Below are 15,331 nucleotides of genomic sequence, written 5' to 3' on the forward strand. Positions count from 1 at the left end.
TGGTGCCGCCCCAGCGGACGGCCCGCTGTACCTTAGCCAAAGCTGAAGCCTGCGCACAAGCGCAAATGCAGCATCGGCGGCGATAATGGGTCAAATCCGCCTTCGCCCCCCGATTCCATGTCGCTGAACTCTGAATCCCTTGTAGGACAAGACGCCGCTCTGCGTGCGCAATTGGCGGATTACGCCCGCCGGCACCCCGAACACGCCGCACTGGCTGACGAATTCAGCACACTTCTGGACGATGCCGAGAATCCGTTCCTGCGCAGCCGGCTGGCCGGGCATTTCACCGGCAGTGCCTGGCTGGTCAGCGCCGACGGTGAGCGCATCCTGCTGACCCATCACCGCAAGCTCGACCGCTGGCTGCAACTGGGTGGGCATGCCGACGGCGAGCGCGACCTGGCCAAGGTGGCGCTGACGGAGGCGGAGGAGGAATCCGGCCTGGGCGGGTTGGTGCTGGAGGACGGGGTGCTGTTCGACATCGACAAGCACTGGATTCCCGAGCGCAAGGACGTGCCGGGGCATTGGCATTACGACGCCCGCTACGTGGTGCGGGCGCTGGGCAGCGAGGCGTTCGTGGTCAGCGAGGAGTCGCTGGCACTGGCCTGGCGCACGGTGGCCGAGGTGGCGGCGGAGGCGATTGCGACCCCGGATGGGGATCAGTCGTTGCCGCGCATGGCGAAACGGTGGTTGGCGCGGTAGGTCACGACCGTTGGTCGTGACGATCAATACAAAACGCGCGTCCGCAGCGTGCCCGGAATCGCCGCCAGCTCCTCGCGCACGCCCGCGGCCTGCTCCTCGCTGGCGGTGATGTCGATCACCACATAACCCACCTTGGGGTCGGTACGAAGAAACTGGCCGTCGATGTTGACGTTGTGACGCGAGAAGATCTCGTTGACCTTGGACAGCACGCCCGGCACGTTCTGGTGGATATGCAGCAGGCGCAGGCTGTCGGCGTGCTCCGGCAGGGTCACTTCCGGGAAGTTGACCGCCGACAGGGTGCTGCCGTTGTCGCTGTAGCGCACCAGCTTGGCCGCCACTTCCACGCCGATGTTGTCCTGCGCCTCCAGCGTGCTGCCGCCGACGTGCGGGGTCAGAATGACGTTGTCATGCGCGGTCAGCGGCGAGACGAAGGCGTCGCCATTGCCCTTCGGCTCGACCGGGAACACGTCCAGTGCCGCGCCGCCGATATGGCCCGAATGCAGCGCTGCATCCAGCGCATCGATATCGACCACGGTGCCGCGTGCGGCGTTGATCAGGTGCGCGCCGGGGCGCATCTTCGCCAGCTGCGGGGCACCGATCATCCACTGCGTGGCGGCGGTTTCCGGCACGTGCACGGTGACGATGTCGGCGCGGGCCAGCAGGTCGTCCAGATCGATCGCAGCGCGCGCATTGCCCAGCGACAACTTGGTTTCAATATCGTGGAAGATCACCTGCATGCCCATGGCTTCGGCCATCACGCCAACCTGGGTGCCGATATGGCCGTAGCCGACGATGCCCAGGGTCTTGCCGCGCACCTCATGGCTGCCTGCGGCCGACTTCGACCAGCCGCCGCGATGGCATTCGGCGTTCTTCTGCGGAATGCCACGGGTCAGCATGATCGCTTCGGCAATGACCAGTTCGGCCACGCTGCGGGTGTTGGAGTAGGGCGCGTTGAACACTGGAATGCCGGCCTGTTCCGCCGCTTCCAGGTCGACCTGGTTGGTGCCGATGCAGAAGCAGCCCACGGCCATCAGACGTTTCGCATGCGCAAGCACGTCAGCGCTGAGCTGGGTGCGCGAACGGATGCCGACGATATGCGCCTCGGCGATGCGCGCCTTCAGCTCCTCGTCCGGCAGCGCCTTGCTGTGCACCTCGATCTGCGAATAGCCGGCAGCGCTGAACACGTCGATGGCGGTCTGGCTGACCCCCTCGAGCAACAGCACACGGATATCCTGCTTCGGGAACGAGGTCTTCTTCGGCGACATGGGCAAAGTGCAGCACGGTGGAGAGGGTGGACCACTATGCCAGAACGGCACCGCGATGGTGCGGCGCGGCAACGGTTTCAGATGCATCCATTGCGCCGTCCGTCGAGGTCGCACGACCAACGGTCGTGCGCTACCCTTCGGGGTTTCCCCGGCCCCGTGAGTTCCATGACCGACCCGCGCCTTGAATCGCTGTTGCAGGACTGCCCCGGGCTGCGGCTCAAGACCGATGCGGCCGATCTGGAACATTACGGGCGCGACTGGACCCGCCGCTGGACGCCGGCCCCGCTGGCCATTGCCTTGCCGGCCAGCGTGGAGGAGGTGCAGGCAGTGCTGCGCTGGTGCAGTGCCCAGGGCGTGGCGGTGGTGCCCTCGGGCGGTCGTACCGGGCTGTCTGGCGGGGCCGTTGCCGCGAATGGCGAGCTGGTGCTCAGCCTGGAGCGGATGAACAAGCCGCTGACGTTCAATGCCGTGGACCGCACCCTGACCGTGCAGGCCGGCATGGCACTGGAAGCCGTACACAACGCGGCGCTGGAACACGGCCTGATCTACCCGGTGGATTTCGCCGCACGCGGTTCCTGCTCGATTGGCGGCAACATCGCCACCAATGCCGGCGGCATCCGGGTGATCCGCTACGGCAACACGCGCGAATGGATCGCCGGCCTGAAAGTGGTCACCGTCAACGGCGAACTGCTGGAGCTGAACAAGGGGCTGATCAAGAACTCCAGTGGCTACGACTTCCGCCAGCTGCTGATTGCCTCGGAAGGCACCCTGGGGGTGATCGTCGAGGCCACCCTGAAGCTCACCGACCCGCCGCCGGCCAGCAACGTGATGCTGCTGGCGCTGCCCTCGTTCGAGGTGCTGATGGAGGTGTTCGCGGCCTTCCGCGAGCGCCTGCAGCTGCAGGCCTTCGAATTCTTCACCGACCGGGCGCTGGAGCACGTGCTTGCGCATGGCGCACAAGCCCCGTTTGCCGAGGTGCATCCGTTCTATGTGGTCACCGAGTTCGCCGCCGGCGATGAGGTCCAGGAGGCGGCTGCCATGGCCGCGTTCGAGGCCTGCATGGAGCAGGGCTGGGTGAGTGATGGCGTGGTCAGCCAGAGCGATGCGCAGGCCGCCCAGCTGTGGCGTCTGCGCGAAGGCATCACCGAGGCGGTGGCGCGCTACAAGCCGTACAAGAATGACGTTTCCGTCCGCATTTCGTCGATGCCGGCGTTCCTGGCCCGCACCCAGGCCCTGATCGGCGAGGCCTATCCGCACTTCGACGTGGTCTGGTTCGGCCATATCGGCGACGGCAACCTGCACATCAACGTGCTCAAGCCCGACGGCACCGGCGATGCCGAGTTCCTGCAGCAGTGCGAGCACGTGACCAAGCTGCTGGCGCAGGTGCTGAAAGACTTCGATGGCAGCATTTCCGCCGAACATGGGATCGGATTGGTCAAGAAAGGCTATCTGGACAGCACCCGCGGCCCGGCCGAAATTGCCTTGATGAAGGCGGTCAAACGCACGTTTGATCCCCAAGGTTTGCTGAATCCCGGCAAGGTTTTTGACCTGTAGGGCGCGACAGCTCTTCACGCACCCGATACGCTCTGTGCTTTCCCGCCTGAATGACACCCTGATGATGCGTCCGATTCTTGTTGTTGCCGTGCTCGCCCTGTCGCTGCCGCTGTCGGCCCTGGCTTCCAGCTTCGCCGGTTCTTCGGCCGGTTCCGCATCCGGTGCCTCGTCGGCCGGTTCGTCCAGTTCCGATGATGACAAGGTGGTGCTGGACGCGCGCGAAGACGCGGCTGCCTTCGTGGCCAGCGACGGCGCGATCCGCGGTGCCCGCCTGGAAGCCGCGCTGCTGCACCTGCGCGAGCGTGATGCCGCACAGCGCGAGGCCAGCGACATGGCCCTGGCGCGGACCCTGCTGGCGCGCTGATGCGTTTACGCCGCTGGGCCCTGCGCCAGTGCGCGGCGGTCCTGGCGGCGTTGCTGGCCGTTCCCGCCGCCCACGCCGCGCTGCAACTGGAGTTGCAGCCGGCGGGTCTGACCGCCGCCGAGCAGGCCGCGGCCGCACAGGTCCTGGCGGCTGCGCCGGATCTGTTGCCGGTCGGCTGGCAGGCTCGTTTCCACGCACCGGTGCCGGTGCGCTGGTCTGATCGACTTCCTGACGGCGTGCATGGCCGCGCCCGGGGCGGGACGATCATGCTCAGGCGCGCCCTGTTGAATGACGTACAACCCGGGCAGCCGCTGCCGCTTCCGCTGCAGGCGGCGCTGATCCATGAACTGACCCACGTGCTGGACCGCGCTGCCGACGGCGGCTGGTCCGGCAGCGCGCGCTGGCGCGACCTCGCCGGCTGGCAGCAGCGACCGTGGCGCATGGGACGTGGTGCCAATGCGTTCAGCGCGCGCAGCCCGGATGCCTATGAGCGGCACAGCCCGGCCGAGTTCCTGGCGGTCAACGCCGAGCACTATCTGCTGGATCCGGACTATGCCTGCCGCCGCCCGGCGCTGGCCGCGTGGTTTGCCGAGCACATCGGGCAACGCGACACCCCCGCGACCGGGTGCGACGCACGCGTGCCGCTGGTGCAGGCCGGCGAGGTCAGCGGCCAGGCCTCGCTGCTGGAACTGGACCCGTCGCGCGTCTATGCAGTGGAGTACCTGCTGGCCGAAGGCAATGACGCGCTGATGAGCCGCTGGGGCCACAGCATGCTGCGGCTGGTGATCTGCGCCCCCGGACGGCCGCGCGGACCGGCCTGTCGCATGGATCTGGCCCACCATCGGGTGCTGTCGTTCCGCGCGTTCGTCGGTGATGTGCAGATCTCCAGCTGGGCCGGTTTGACCGGCGCGTATCCCTCGCGGCTGTTCGTGCTGCCGCTGAACCAGGTGATCAACGAGTACACCCAGGTCGAACTGCGCGGGCTGTCGTCGATTCCGCTGCAGTTGAGTGACGCCGAGATCGCCTCGCTGCTGGAACGGGTCGCACAGGTGCATTGGAGCTACGACGGCCGCTACCGCTTCATCAGCAACAACTGCGCAGTGGAGACCGGCAAACTGCTGCAGGAAGGCGTGCCGCGGCTGGGCGTGGAAGGCCTGAACCGGATCACCCCGCGCGGCCTGCTGTCGCGGCTGCAGCGGCAGGGCGTTGCCGATACGTCCGTGCTGGATGACCGCCGCGAGGCGACTCGTCAGGGCTATTACTTCGCGTCCGCGCAGGCGCACTACCAGCAGTTGTTTGAGGTCGTGCAGGCCGAGCTGGCGGTGCCGGCATCCGATGTCACTGACTGGCTGCAACTGCCTGCCGCACAACGCGCAGTCTGGGTGGAGCAGGGCGGCTTGCGTGCCACTTCGGCGATGCTGCTGCTTGAACAGGCCGCGCGCAATCGCGAAGAGCTGCGTGCGCGCTCGGGGTTGAAGCGCGCGCTCAGCGATCCGCACGGTGGGGTGGATGCCGCGCATGCGGCGTTGATGGCGTTGCTGGATGACGCCGGGCAGCTGGTGAGTCCGGCCGGGTTGTTGCCGCCGGGTGGGTATGGCGTCCCGGTGGGCGACGAGCGCGCGGCTGCGGAAGTTGCGACGGCGCGGCTGAGCGCGCGGGGTGTGAGTGGGTGGGAGGCGTTGCAGGTGGAGCTGCGCGAGCGGTTGCCAAGCGCCCAGCAGCAGGAACTGCAGATGATCGAACGCAGCCTTGAGCGGTTGGGAAACAGGATGCGGCAGTTGGCGAGCGATGAAGTGGCGTCGTGATGATCCGGCACCGCGAGGACACGCATGGCGTGTCCCTACGTAGTGACGCGCCATGCGCGTCAGCGTAACCCGGGTCATTCCAGCTTCACCTGCCTATACATCGGTCCGACTACGATGAACGGCTGACGTAACCGATCGGCAAGGAGTCGAACATGCGCATTTCCCCCTGGATTCTCAGCGCCGCGATCACCGCAAGCCTGGCCGCCTGCCAGCCCGCCGCGCAGGACGCCAACACCGGCACCGCCGAAGTCGCGCCGCCCGCCGGCACTGCCACCAGCGATGAACGCACTTACGCGTTCCAGTGCGGCGACCTCGCCGTGCAGGCCACCTATCGCGGCCAGGATTCGGCCACCGTCGTGGTCGGTGGGCGCACCTTCGTGATGTCCTCTGAAACTGCGGCCTCGGGCGCGAAGTACGGTGATGGCCAGGGCAATGTGTTCTGGACCAAGGGCACCACTGAAGGCACCTTGACCCTCGCCGGCGAGCCCGACCGTAGCTGCACGGGTTCCGGTACGGAAGGCGAAGCGGCACCGGCGGCGACCACGCCGGCAGCTTCCACGGCCACGTTCCGCGCCACTGGCAATGAACCCGGCTGGCTTGCGCAGGTCAGCGACGGTGAAGTACCGCGCCTGCATGTCGAGACCGACTATGGCGAGAAGAAGTATGAGATCGCAGCACCGACGCAGGGCCAGGATGGCTGGTCAGGCAGGGCCGATGATGGCACTGAGATCAAGCTGACGTTCCAGCGCACGGTGTGCGAGGACAACATGAGCGGAAAGGCGTTTGGCGCGACGGTGATGCTGACTGTGGGTGCCAGGCAGTTCCACGGCTGTGGTGATTTTTCCGGTGCCCCAAAGGTGGCGGTGAAGCCGTAGATCGGGCGCATTGCCGCGCTTTGGATTCGCGCTTTGGACTTTTGTAACCGCTGCAGATGATCCATCGGGGGAGGCCTGCGGGTAGCCTCCGGAGGGACACTCCACGGCATGGATGCCGTGGAGTAGCCTACATGGACGTACTTGCGGCGTGTCCCGGAGCGGGGCTGCCCGTAGGCCTCCCCGCACGGAACAGTGGAAACGCCGTGGCCGTTGGCGATAGCGCCGAAAGCAGCCGGGCAAGCCCGGCTCAACGGGACGGCGAACGATCGGCGTTTGCGGTGTCCGGGACGGCGAACGATGGGCGTTGCGGATGGCGGACCATCCGCGTTGCAGGCGATCAGATCAATCCGCGCGGCCGGCGAATTCGCCGGTGGTGGTGTTGACCAGCACGCGCTCGCCGTTGGCGATGTACTCCGGCACCATGATTTCAATGCCGGTGTTGAGCTTGGCCGGCTTCGGACGCTTGGTCGCGGTGCCGCCCTTCAGTTCCGGCGGGGTTTCAATCACTTCCAGCACCACGCTGGTCGGCAACTGCACCGCCACCGGCTGGTCGTCGATCACCTGCACGTAGATGCCGGTCAGGCCGTCGGTGATGTAGCCCGCGTCGTCACCGATCACGTCCGCGTCCAGCGTGTACGGGGTGTAGTCCTCGTCGTCCAGGAACACGAACGCGTCGCCATCCTTGTACGAGTAGGTGCTCTGACGGCGCAGCAGTTCCACTTCCGGCAGGTTGTCGTCGGCGTCGAAGCTGGCATCCAGCTTGTTGCCGCCCGGCACGCTGTACATGATGAAGCGGAAGCGGACGTTGCCGCCGCGGCCCTGCGGCGAGCTGCGCTCGATGTCGCGGATCTGGTAGACGCCGTTGTTGTACTCGACGACGTTGCCTTTCTTGATGTCGTTGGCTTTCATGGGAATGAAGGTCGGTGGTGTGGGAGGTAAGGGATTACTTGGCGGCCAGACGCACCGCGCCGTCCAGGCGGATGGTCTCACCGTTGAGATAGGTGTTGCCCAGGATGTGCCCGACCAGGCCGGCAAAGTCCTCCGGCTTGCCCAGGCGCGGCGGGAACGGAATCGACGCCGCCAGCGATTCCTGCACCGCAGGCGGCATGCCGTCCACCATTGGCGTCCAGAAGATGCCGGGGGCAATGGTCATCACGCGGATGCCGAACCGGGACAGCTCGCGCGCCATCGGCAGGGTCATCGCGACCACGCCGCCCTTGGAGGCGGAATAGGCGGCCTGGCCGATCTGGCCCTCGTAAGCGGCCACGCTGGCGGTGTTGATGATCACGCCGCGCTCGCCGTCGTCGCCGGCTTCGTTGTGCTGCATGCGATTGGCGGCCGCCTTGGCGACGTTGAAGCTGCCAACCAGGTTCACCATCACCGTGCCCTGGAAGTTGGCCAGCGGCATCGGCGCTTCCTTGCCCAGCACCCGGCCCGCGCCGAGGATGCCGGCGCAGCTGATCACCGCGTTCAGGCCGCCCAGGAACTCGGCCGCGGCGTCGATCTGCGCCGCAACGGCCGCTTCGTCGCTGACGTTGGTATTGAAGTAGCGCGCTTTGTCCGCGCCCAGCTCGGCCACCGCGGCCGCGCCTTTCTCGTCGTTGAGGTCCCACAGGGCGACCTTGCCGCCATGGGAAACCAGATGACGGGCCACGGACAGGCCCAGGCCGGAAACGCCACCGGTGACGACGGCACGCACAGAAGACAGCTGCATCAGGTGATTCCGCAGGTTCAAGAACCGCCGATTCTAGCCGAAGCCGGGCCTTGCACCGTTGTGCACTGCCACCTGCGGCTCAGCCGCGACGCGCCAGCCGGCGGGCGAAATCGTCCGGAGCCAGCCCCGGCGCGAACAGGAAGCCCTGGCCGACGCTGATGCCCATGCCGTGCAGGGCATGGCGCTGCTCCTCCGATTCAATGCCCTCGGCCACCAGCCCCAACCCCAGGCTGCGGGCGATGCCGCACACCGCTTCGCACACCGCCACGTCCGAGCGGTTGCCCGGCACGCCCTCGACGAACATCTGGCTCAGCTTCAGCCCGTGGATCGGCAACCGGCGCAGGTAGTTCAGTGCACTGTAGCCCTCGCCGAAGTCGTCGATGGTCAGCAGTACGCCCATTTCGCGCAGGCGGCCGAAGGTCTGCAGGGTGTCCGGTGCGTCCTCGATCAGCACCCGCTCGGTGAACTCCAGCTCCAATGCGGTGCCTGGCAGGTCGAACTCCTCCAGTACCTGGCGCACGTTGCGGGCCAGGTCCTCACCGACGAACTGGCGGTAGGACACATTCACTGCCACCCGCACGATGCCCAGCCCGGCGTCCTGCCACAGGCGCACCTGCCGGCAGGCCTCGCGCAGCACCCACTGGCCGATGCGCACGATGTCGCCGGTGCTTTCGGCGTGGCCGATGAACACATCCGGGCGCAGTTCGCCCAGCTGTGAGTTGCGCCAGCGGATCAGCGCCTCGGCCGCGATCAGCTGGCCGCTTTTCAGGTCCACCTGTGGTTGGTAGACGAGATGGAACTCCTCGTCGTCCAGCGCGCGATGCAGGCGGCTTTCAATCTGCAGGCGGTCGTGCTGGCGCTGCGCCAGTTCCGGCGAGAACACCTGCCAGCCATTGCGGGTGCGGCGTTTGACGTCGTACATGGCGATGTCAGCGTTCTGGATCAGCACCTGCGGCCGCAACCCGTCCTGCGGCGCGCGGGCGATGCCGATGCTGGTGGTCACCGCAAACTCGTCGCTGCCGAAGCGGAACGGCGGAATGAAGGCGCGGGTAATGGCCTCGGCCAGCCGCTCGGGCTGGTCGGGCTGGTCGCGGGTGTCGCACACCACCAGGAACTCGTCGCCGCCGAAGCGCGCCACCAGCCCTTCGGTGCCAATGGCGGTGGAGATGCGCCGGGTGGCGTCGATCAGCAGTTCGTCGCCGGCGTTGTGGCCGAGCATGTCGTTGACCGTCTTGAAGCGATCCAGGTCGATGTACAGCACCGCCACCCGGCTGTGGGTGGGGCTGGCCATGCGCGTGGCCAGGTCGCCCAGCACCGCGTCGCGGTTCATGATGCCGGTCAGCGGGTCGGTGCGCGCCTGGATGCGCAGGGTTTCCTCGGCGTGCTTGCGTGCGGTGATGTCCTGCACGGTGCCGGCGATGCGCGCGGCGTCCACGTCGCCGGCCTCGGCCTCGCCGATCATTCTTACCCAGAACGAATGGCCGTCGCTGCGCGTGCCCTGCAGTTCCAGCTCGAACGGCACCTGCCGGTCGATCACCTCCAGCAGCGCCTGCTGCAGCTGCAGGCGGTCGTCGGTGCGCAGGCAGTCCATCAGGTGGGCCATGTCCTGCATCGGCAGGTCCTGGCCCAGAATGCGCGCGGCCTCGTCGGTGAGGTACAGCCGCTGCAGGCCGCGGTCCCACTCCCAGCCGCCGATATGCGCCAGCGACTGCGCGCGGTCGAACAGGGTGTTGTTGCGCTTGAGCTCGGTGATGTCGCTGAACAATCCGAACACGTGGTCCGGGGTGTCGCGACCGTTGCTGTACACCGGCACATTGGTGGTGGAGATCCAGATCATGCGCCCGCGCGGGCGGTGGTACAGCCCGACGATGGTGCTGCGGATGATGCGTCCGCGCTGCAGCGACTCGGCCGCCGGCCACTGCTCGCGGGTGAGCGGATGGCCGTGTTCGTCCACGCTGATCCAGTCTTCCGGGGCCAGCAGGTGCTGCAGGCTGCCGCCGCTGGTGCCGAGGATGCGGTGCGCAGCCGGATTGGCCGAGACCACCTGCAGATTGCGGTCGAACAGGATCACACCCTTGTCGATGGATTCCATCAGCAGCCGGTAGCGCGATTCAGCCTGCCAGCGGCTGCTCAGGTCGCGTGCCACCGCCACGATGCAGTGCTCGCCCTGGTGCTCGAAGCCGGCCGAGTGCACTTCAACCGGGAAGCGGCTGCCGTCGCCGCGCATGTTGGTGACTTCGATGACGTAGGTTTCGCCCCGGCGCAGGGCTTCCCAGACCGGATCGAGGTGGTCGCTGGGCAGGTCGGGATTGAGGATCTCGATGGGCTGTCCGACGATGTCCTCGCGCGGGCGGCCATAGGCGCGCACGCCGGCGTTGTTGAGGTCCAGCACCACGCCACTTTCGCTGAGGATGCTGACCGGGTCGGGCACGGCGTCGAACAGCGCGGCATAGCGCCGGAGTGCCAGCTGGCGCTCGTCCATCGCCTCCTGCAGGGCCTGCTGCACATCGCGCAGCACGGCGTGCAGGTCCTCGCCGGTCGGGTGGGCGAGGGCGCGTTCCAGGGCGGCCAGCGCGTGCAGATGGCCGGTGAGATGGTCACCGACCGCTGCATCCCTGCGCGGGCCGCCCCGGCTCATAAGGCGGCCAGCGCTTTGCCGGCCTTGCTGCCGGTTTCCCGGCCCAGCCGCGCAGCCAGCCAGCGGCCGGTGGCAGCCAGGGCCAACAGGTCGATGCCGGTGCGCATGCCGATGCCGTGCAGCAGGTACACCACGTCCTCGCTGGCGACGTTGCCGCTGGCCCCCTTGGCGTAGGGGCAGCCGCCCGCGCCGGAAACCGCCGCATCCACCACCCGCACGCCTTCGTCCAGGCAGGCGTCGATGTTGGCCAGTGCCTGCCCATAGGTGTCGTGGAAGTGCACCGCCAACGCCGGCATCGGGATTTCACTGGCCACGGCCTTCAGCATGGCGCGCGCTTTGCGCGGCGTACCGACGCCGATGGTGTCGCCCAGCGAGATTTCGTAACAGCCCATGTCATGCAGGGCGCGGGCCACCCGTACCACCTCGCTGACCGCGACCTCACCCTGGTAGGGGCAGCCGAGCACGGTGGAGACGTAGCCGCGCACCTTCACCCCGTCGGCGCGGGCGCGCTCCAGGATCGGCGCGAAGCGCGCCAGTGATTCGTCAATGCCGGCATTGGTATTGGTGCGGTTGAACGTTTCCGAAGCAGCGGTGAACACCGCCACTTCCTCCACACCGACCGAACGGGCGCGGTTATAGCCCTGTTCGTTGGGCACCAGTACCGGGTAGTCGATGCCGGGCCGGCGCTCGATCCCGGCGTAGACCTCGGCGGCGTCGGCCAGCTGCGGTACCCAGCGCGGGCTGACGAAGCTGGTCGCCTCGATGCTGCGCAGGCCGGTCAGCGACAGCTGCCGGATCAACTCGATCTTGTCGGCGGTGGCCACCGGCTGGGCCTCGTTCTGCAGCCCGTCACGCGGGCCGACCTCGACAATGCGCACGAAGTCATCCATGGCAGTGCGCCTCCTGGCGGGAAAGACACAGATCACACAGCGGGCAGCGAACAGGTTCGATCACGAAAATTCCTGGCAACGTATTGGAGACCGCAGTTCCCTGGCAGGCCACGACAGGGTGTTACGCGGGATGAGCGATAAAGCGGCCATTGAAGGGTGGGACGGGGATCACGTGGGGGTGGACACGCCGGTAGGTACCGACCGTTGGTCGGTACGCAGGGCGAGTCAATCCTGTGTCACCCAATGCGGCGAGCGCTTGCCGAGGAATGCCCCAAGGCCCTCCTGTCCTTCCGCAGATACCCGCAGCCGGGCGATCAACGCGGCGTTGTCATGGTCCAGCGCGTCGCGGTCCGGCCCCTGCGCCACCCGGCGCACCAGCTGCTTGGCGCTGGCGGCGGCAATCGGCCCCGCCTTGTCCAGCAGGCCCAGCTGGCGCTGGACGGCTTCGTCGATGCGCTCCGGTTCCACCAGCTGGTGAACCAGGCCGATCCGCAGGGCGGTCTCGGCATCGAAATGTTCACCGGTGGCAAACCAGCGGCGGGCCTGGCGCGGGCCGATGGCCTCGATTACATAGGGGGAAATCACCGCTGGCAGCAGGCCCAGCCGGCTTTCGGTCAGACCGAAACGGGCAGCGGTGCTGGCAATGGCGATGTCGCAGCAGGCCACCAGGCCGACCCCGCCGCCAAAGGCCGCGCCGTGCACGCGGGCCAGGGTGGGCTTGGGCAGCTCGTCCAGAGTGCGCATCAGCCGGGCCAGGGCCAGCGCGTCCTGCCGGTTTTCCTCCTCGCCCGCGGCGGCCATGCCGCGCATCCACTGCATGTCGGCCCCGGCCGAGAAGGACGGCCCTTCACCGGCCAGCACCACCGCGCGGATCTGCGGGTCGTTGCCGGCCGCGTCCAGGGCCAGGGTCAGCTGCGCGATCAGCCCGGCATCGAAGGCATTGTGCAGGGTGGGGCGGTTCAGGGTCAGGGTCAGTACCGCGCCGTGGCGTTCACGCTTGAGGGCATCACTCATGGGGGACCTGCAGTTGCTCCATATACATGTACGGATCATAGCGGTGCAGGGGCGCGCGGCCATGACGCGGCGCGGCGATGCTAATATTGATAACCATTCTTATCGACCCGAAGGCGACCTGTGACGTTGTCCGATCTGCCGCTGAACGGCTCCGCTCTGGTGGATTCCGTGCAGGAAATTCATGCAAACGACGCCATTGCCCGACGACTCCAGGAACTGGGGTTCGTCGCGGGTGAGAATGTGCGTCTGGTAGCCCGTGGCCCGATCGGCGCTGAGCCGCTGCTGGTGCAGGTAGGCTTTACCCGTTTCGCCCTGCGCATTGCCGAGGCAAAGCGCATCCAGGTGCGTCCGCTGGCTGAAGGAGCGCAGGCATGAGCGCGGCCGCCGCATTGCGCGTGGCGCTGGTGGGTAACCCCAACAGCGGCAAGACCGCGCTGTTCAACCAGCTGACCGGCAGCCGCCAGAAGGTGGCCAACTACACCGGCGTCACCGTGGAACGCAAGGAAGGTCGCCTGCGCGCGCCGTCCGGCCGCGAGTTCGCCGTGCTTGACCTGCCGGGTGCCTACAGCCTGCAGCCCGCCAGTCTGGATGAGGCGATCACCCGCGACTTCTGCCGGGGCTTCTACCCGGGCGAGGCTGCGCCGGACGTGCTGCTGTGCGTGATCGATGCCACCAACCTGCGTCTGCACCTGCGTTTCGCGCTGGAACTGCGCGAGCTGGGCAAGCCGATGATCGTCGCCCTGAACATGGTCGACGCCGCCCAGCGTCGCGGCATCCAGATCGACGTGCGGGCGCTGGAAAAGGCGCTGGGCGTGCCGGTGGTGGAAACCGTGGCCGTGCGCCGGCACGGGGCCAGGGCGCTGGTCGAGCGCCTGGACGCGATGGTGCCGCACCTGCAGGCCCCGGTGGAGGTGCCCGACAAGGCCGCCGACTACCACGCCCAGGTCCGTGACATCCTGGCTGCCGCGGTCAGCATGCCCAGCCGCACCGCGAAGATCGACGACACCCTGGACCGCTGGCTGCTGCACCCGGTGTTCGGGCTGCTGACCCTGGTGGTGGTGATGTTCCTGATCTTCCAGGCGGTGTTTGCCTGGGCCACGCCGATGATGGACGGCATTGAGGCCGGCTTTGGCTGGCTGGGCGAAACGGTCGCCGCCACGCTGCCGGAAGGACCGCTGACCAGCCTGCTCACCGACGGCATCATCGCCGGTGTCGGCGGGGTGGTGGTGTTCCTGCCGCAGATCCTGATCCTGTTCGCCTTCATCCTGGCCCTGGAAGAATCCGGCTACCTGCCGCGCGCTGCGTTCCTGCTGGACCGCATGATGGCCTCGGCCGGCCTGTCCGGGCGCTCGTTCATCCCGCTGCTGTCCAGCTTCGCCTGTGCGGTGCCGGGCATCATGGCCACCCGCAGCATCCAGGACCCGCGTGACCGCCTGGCCACCATCCTGGTCGCCCCGCTGATGACCTGTTCGGCGCGTCTGCCGGTGTATGCGCTGCTGATCGGTGCCTTCATTCCGCAGAAAACCCTGTGGGGCTTCGTCAGCCAGCAGGGACTGGTGCTGTTCGGGCTGTACGTGGCCGGCATTTTCAGCGCGCTGCTGATGTCGTGGGTGATGAAGAAGTGGCGCCGGGACAAGAGCGAGCATCCGCTGATGCTGGAGCTGCCGTCGTATCGCATTCCTCACCCGCGCGATCTGGCGGTGGGCCTGTACGAGCGCGGCATGATCTTCCTCAAGCGGGTGGGCGGCATCATCCTGTCGCTCACCATCCTGCTGTGGGTGCTGCTGAGCTTCCCGGGTGCCCCGGAGAACGCCACCATGCCGGCCATCGACTACAGCTTCGCCGGTCAGATCGGCCACGCCATGGCGGTGTTCTTCGCCCCGCTGGGCTTCAACTGGCAGATCTGCATCGCGCTGATTCCGGGCATGGGCGCGCGCGAAGTCGCGGTGTCCTCGCTGGCGACGATCTACGCGCTGTCAGCCGCCGATGACGACGCGGCGATCCAGGCGCTGACCCCGGTGGTGGCCAATGGCTGGTCGCTGGCCACGGGCCTGTCGCTGCTGGTGTGGTTCATCTATGCGCCGATGTGCATTTCCACCTTGGCCACGATCAAGCGTGAAACCAACTCGTGGAAGCAGGTCGGCTTTGCCACCTTCTACCTGTTCGCGGCGGCCTACGTGGCGGCGCTGATCACCTACCAGGTGACCAAGGCACTGGGAGGCGGCTGATGGAGCTGAGCCTGCTGCTGCAGTACCTGGTGATCGCGCTGGCCGCCCTGGTCAGCGCGTGGGTGGTGCTGAAGAAGCAGTTCCCGGGGGCGGCGCGCAGGCTGAGGGGCGGGCTGGCACTGTGGCTGCTGAAGCCGCAGCGTGGGGCGCGGCTGCAGGCGCTGGGGCGGAAGATTGCGCCGCCGGCGAATGTGGGCGGTGGCGCGTGTGGTGGTTGCGACAGTTGTGGGCCGAGTACGCCGAAACAACATTGATCGTTTCCGGTGGCGCACGACCGTTGGTCGT

At 67.3% G+C, this 15,331-nt stretch carries 14 protein-coding genes; 8 read left to right on the top strand and 6 right to left on the bottom strand.

Going from position 1 to position 15,331, the window contains the following annotated elements:
- The first annotated feature begins 117 nt into the window (after positions 1 to 117).
- Positions 118 to 699 carry an NUDIX hydrolase gene (locus PDM29_RS16100; protein ID WP_311191072.1) on the top strand — a complete coding sequence of 194 codons (582 nt, stop codon included), beginning with the start codon at positions 118 to 120 and terminating at the stop codon, positions 697 to 699.
- A 23-nt stretch (positions 700 to 722) separates the two neighbouring features.
- Here PDM29_RS16100 and serA read toward each other — a convergent pair whose 3' ends face one another.
- Positions 723 to 1,964: a phosphoglycerate dehydrogenase gene (gene serA, locus PDM29_RS16105; RefSeq protein WP_311191073.1), complete on the bottom strand. Its 1,242-nt coding sequence runs from the start codon at positions 1,962 to 1,964 to the stop codon at positions 723 to 725.
- Between the two features lie 165 nt (positions 1,965 to 2,129).
- Here serA and PDM29_RS16110 point away from each other — a divergent pair, with 165 nt between their 5' ends.
- The 4 genes from PDM29_RS16110 to PDM29_RS16125 all read left to right on the top strand — a co-directional run bounded on the left by PDM29_RS16110 (position 2,130) and on the right by PDM29_RS16125 (position 6,562).
- Complete coding sequence (locus PDM29_RS16110; protein ID WP_311191074.1) at positions 2,130 to 3,518, top strand: FAD-binding oxidoreductase; 1,389 nt, start codon at positions 2,130 to 2,132, stop codon at positions 3,516 to 3,518.
- Positions 3,519 to 3,579: 61 nt separating this feature from the next.
- Entirely contained in the window at positions 3,580 to 3,882 is a 303-nt protein-coding gene (locus tag PDM29_RS16115; protein ID WP_311191075.1) for a DUF2388 domain-containing protein, read from the top strand.
- Positions 3,882 to 5,687, top strand: coding sequence for a DUF7844 domain-containing protein (locus PDM29_RS16120; RefSeq protein WP_311191076.1), 1,806 nt, complete (start codon positions 3,882 to 3,884; stop codon positions 5,685 to 5,687). The genes PDM29_RS16115 and PDM29_RS16120 overlap by 1 nt, the downstream gene beginning before the upstream one ends.
- 152 nt (positions 5,688 to 5,839) lie before the next feature.
- Positions 5,840 to 6,562 carry an MliC family protein gene (locus tag PDM29_RS16125; protein WP_311191077.1) on the top strand — a complete coding sequence of 241 codons (723 nt, stop codon included), beginning with the start codon at positions 5,840 to 5,842 and terminating at the stop codon, positions 6,560 to 6,562.
- A 342-nt stretch (positions 6,563 to 6,904) separates the two neighbouring features.
- On the opposite strand, the gene yeiP is transcribed toward PDM29_RS16125, so the two are convergent.
- The 5 genes from yeiP to PDM29_RS16150 form a co-directional block, all read right to left on the bottom strand.
- Positions 6,905 to 7,471 (bottom strand): elongation factor P-like protein YeiP, encoded by a 567-nt coding sequence (yeiP, locus tag PDM29_RS16130; protein ID WP_282296074.1) that lies wholly within the window; start codon positions 7,469 to 7,471, stop codon positions 6,905 to 6,907.
- A 34-nt stretch (positions 7,472 to 7,505) separates the two neighbouring features.
- Positions 7,506 to 8,276: an SDR family NAD(P)-dependent oxidoreductase gene (locus PDM29_RS16135; protein WP_311191078.1), complete on the bottom strand. Its 771-nt coding sequence runs from the start codon at positions 8,274 to 8,276 to the stop codon at positions 7,506 to 7,508.
- 79 nt (positions 8,277 to 8,355) lie between these two features.
- Positions 8,356 to 10,914 (bottom strand): sensor domain-containing protein, encoded by a 2,559-nt coding sequence (locus tag PDM29_RS16140; RefSeq protein WP_311191079.1) that lies wholly within the window; start codon positions 10,912 to 10,914, stop codon positions 8,356 to 8,358.
- Positions 10,911 to 11,804 carry a hydroxymethylglutaryl-CoA lyase gene (locus PDM29_RS16145; protein ID WP_311191080.1) on the bottom strand — a complete coding sequence of 298 codons (894 nt, stop codon included), beginning with the start codon at positions 11,802 to 11,804 and terminating at the stop codon, positions 10,911 to 10,913. The genes PDM29_RS16140 and PDM29_RS16145 overlap by 4 nt, the downstream gene beginning before the upstream one ends.
- A 225-nt stretch (positions 11,805 to 12,029) precedes the next feature.
- Positions 12,030 to 12,818 (bottom strand): enoyl-CoA hydratase/isomerase family protein, encoded by a 789-nt coding sequence (locus PDM29_RS16150; protein WP_311191081.1) that lies wholly within the window; start codon positions 12,816 to 12,818, stop codon positions 12,030 to 12,032.
- Positions 12,819 to 12,938: 120 nt separating this feature from the next.
- Here PDM29_RS16150 and PDM29_RS16155 point away from each other — a divergent pair, with 120 nt between their 5' ends.
- The 3 genes from PDM29_RS16155 to PDM29_RS16165 are packed head-to-tail and all read left to right on the top strand — an operon-like array spanning position 12,939 to position 15,300.
- Positions 12,939 to 13,193 (top strand): FeoA family protein, encoded by a 255-nt coding sequence (locus PDM29_RS16155; RefSeq protein WP_311191082.1) that lies wholly within the window; start codon positions 12,939 to 12,941, stop codon positions 13,191 to 13,193.
- A complete protein-coding gene (gene feoB / locus PDM29_RS16160) occupies positions 13,190 to 15,046 on the top strand; it encodes a ferrous iron transport protein B (protein WP_311191083.1) in 1,857 nt (618 codons plus the stop codon). The genes PDM29_RS16155 and feoB overlap by 4 nt, the downstream gene beginning before the upstream one ends.
- On the top strand, positions 15,046 to 15,300 hold the full coding sequence (locus PDM29_RS16165; RefSeq protein ID WP_311191084.1) for a DUF6587 family protein: 255 nt from the start codon (positions 15,046 to 15,048) through the stop codon (positions 15,298 to 15,300). Before feoB ends, PDM29_RS16165 begins: the two co-directional genes overlap by 1 nt.
- Positions 15,301 to 15,331: the final 31 nt, after the last annotated feature.

Source organism: Stenotrophomonas oahuensis, assembly GCF_031834595.1.
In the GTDB taxonomy this organism is placed as follows: Bacteria; Pseudomonadota; Gammaproteobacteria; order Xanthomonadales; family Xanthomonadaceae; genus Stenotrophomonas; species Stenotrophomonas oahuensis.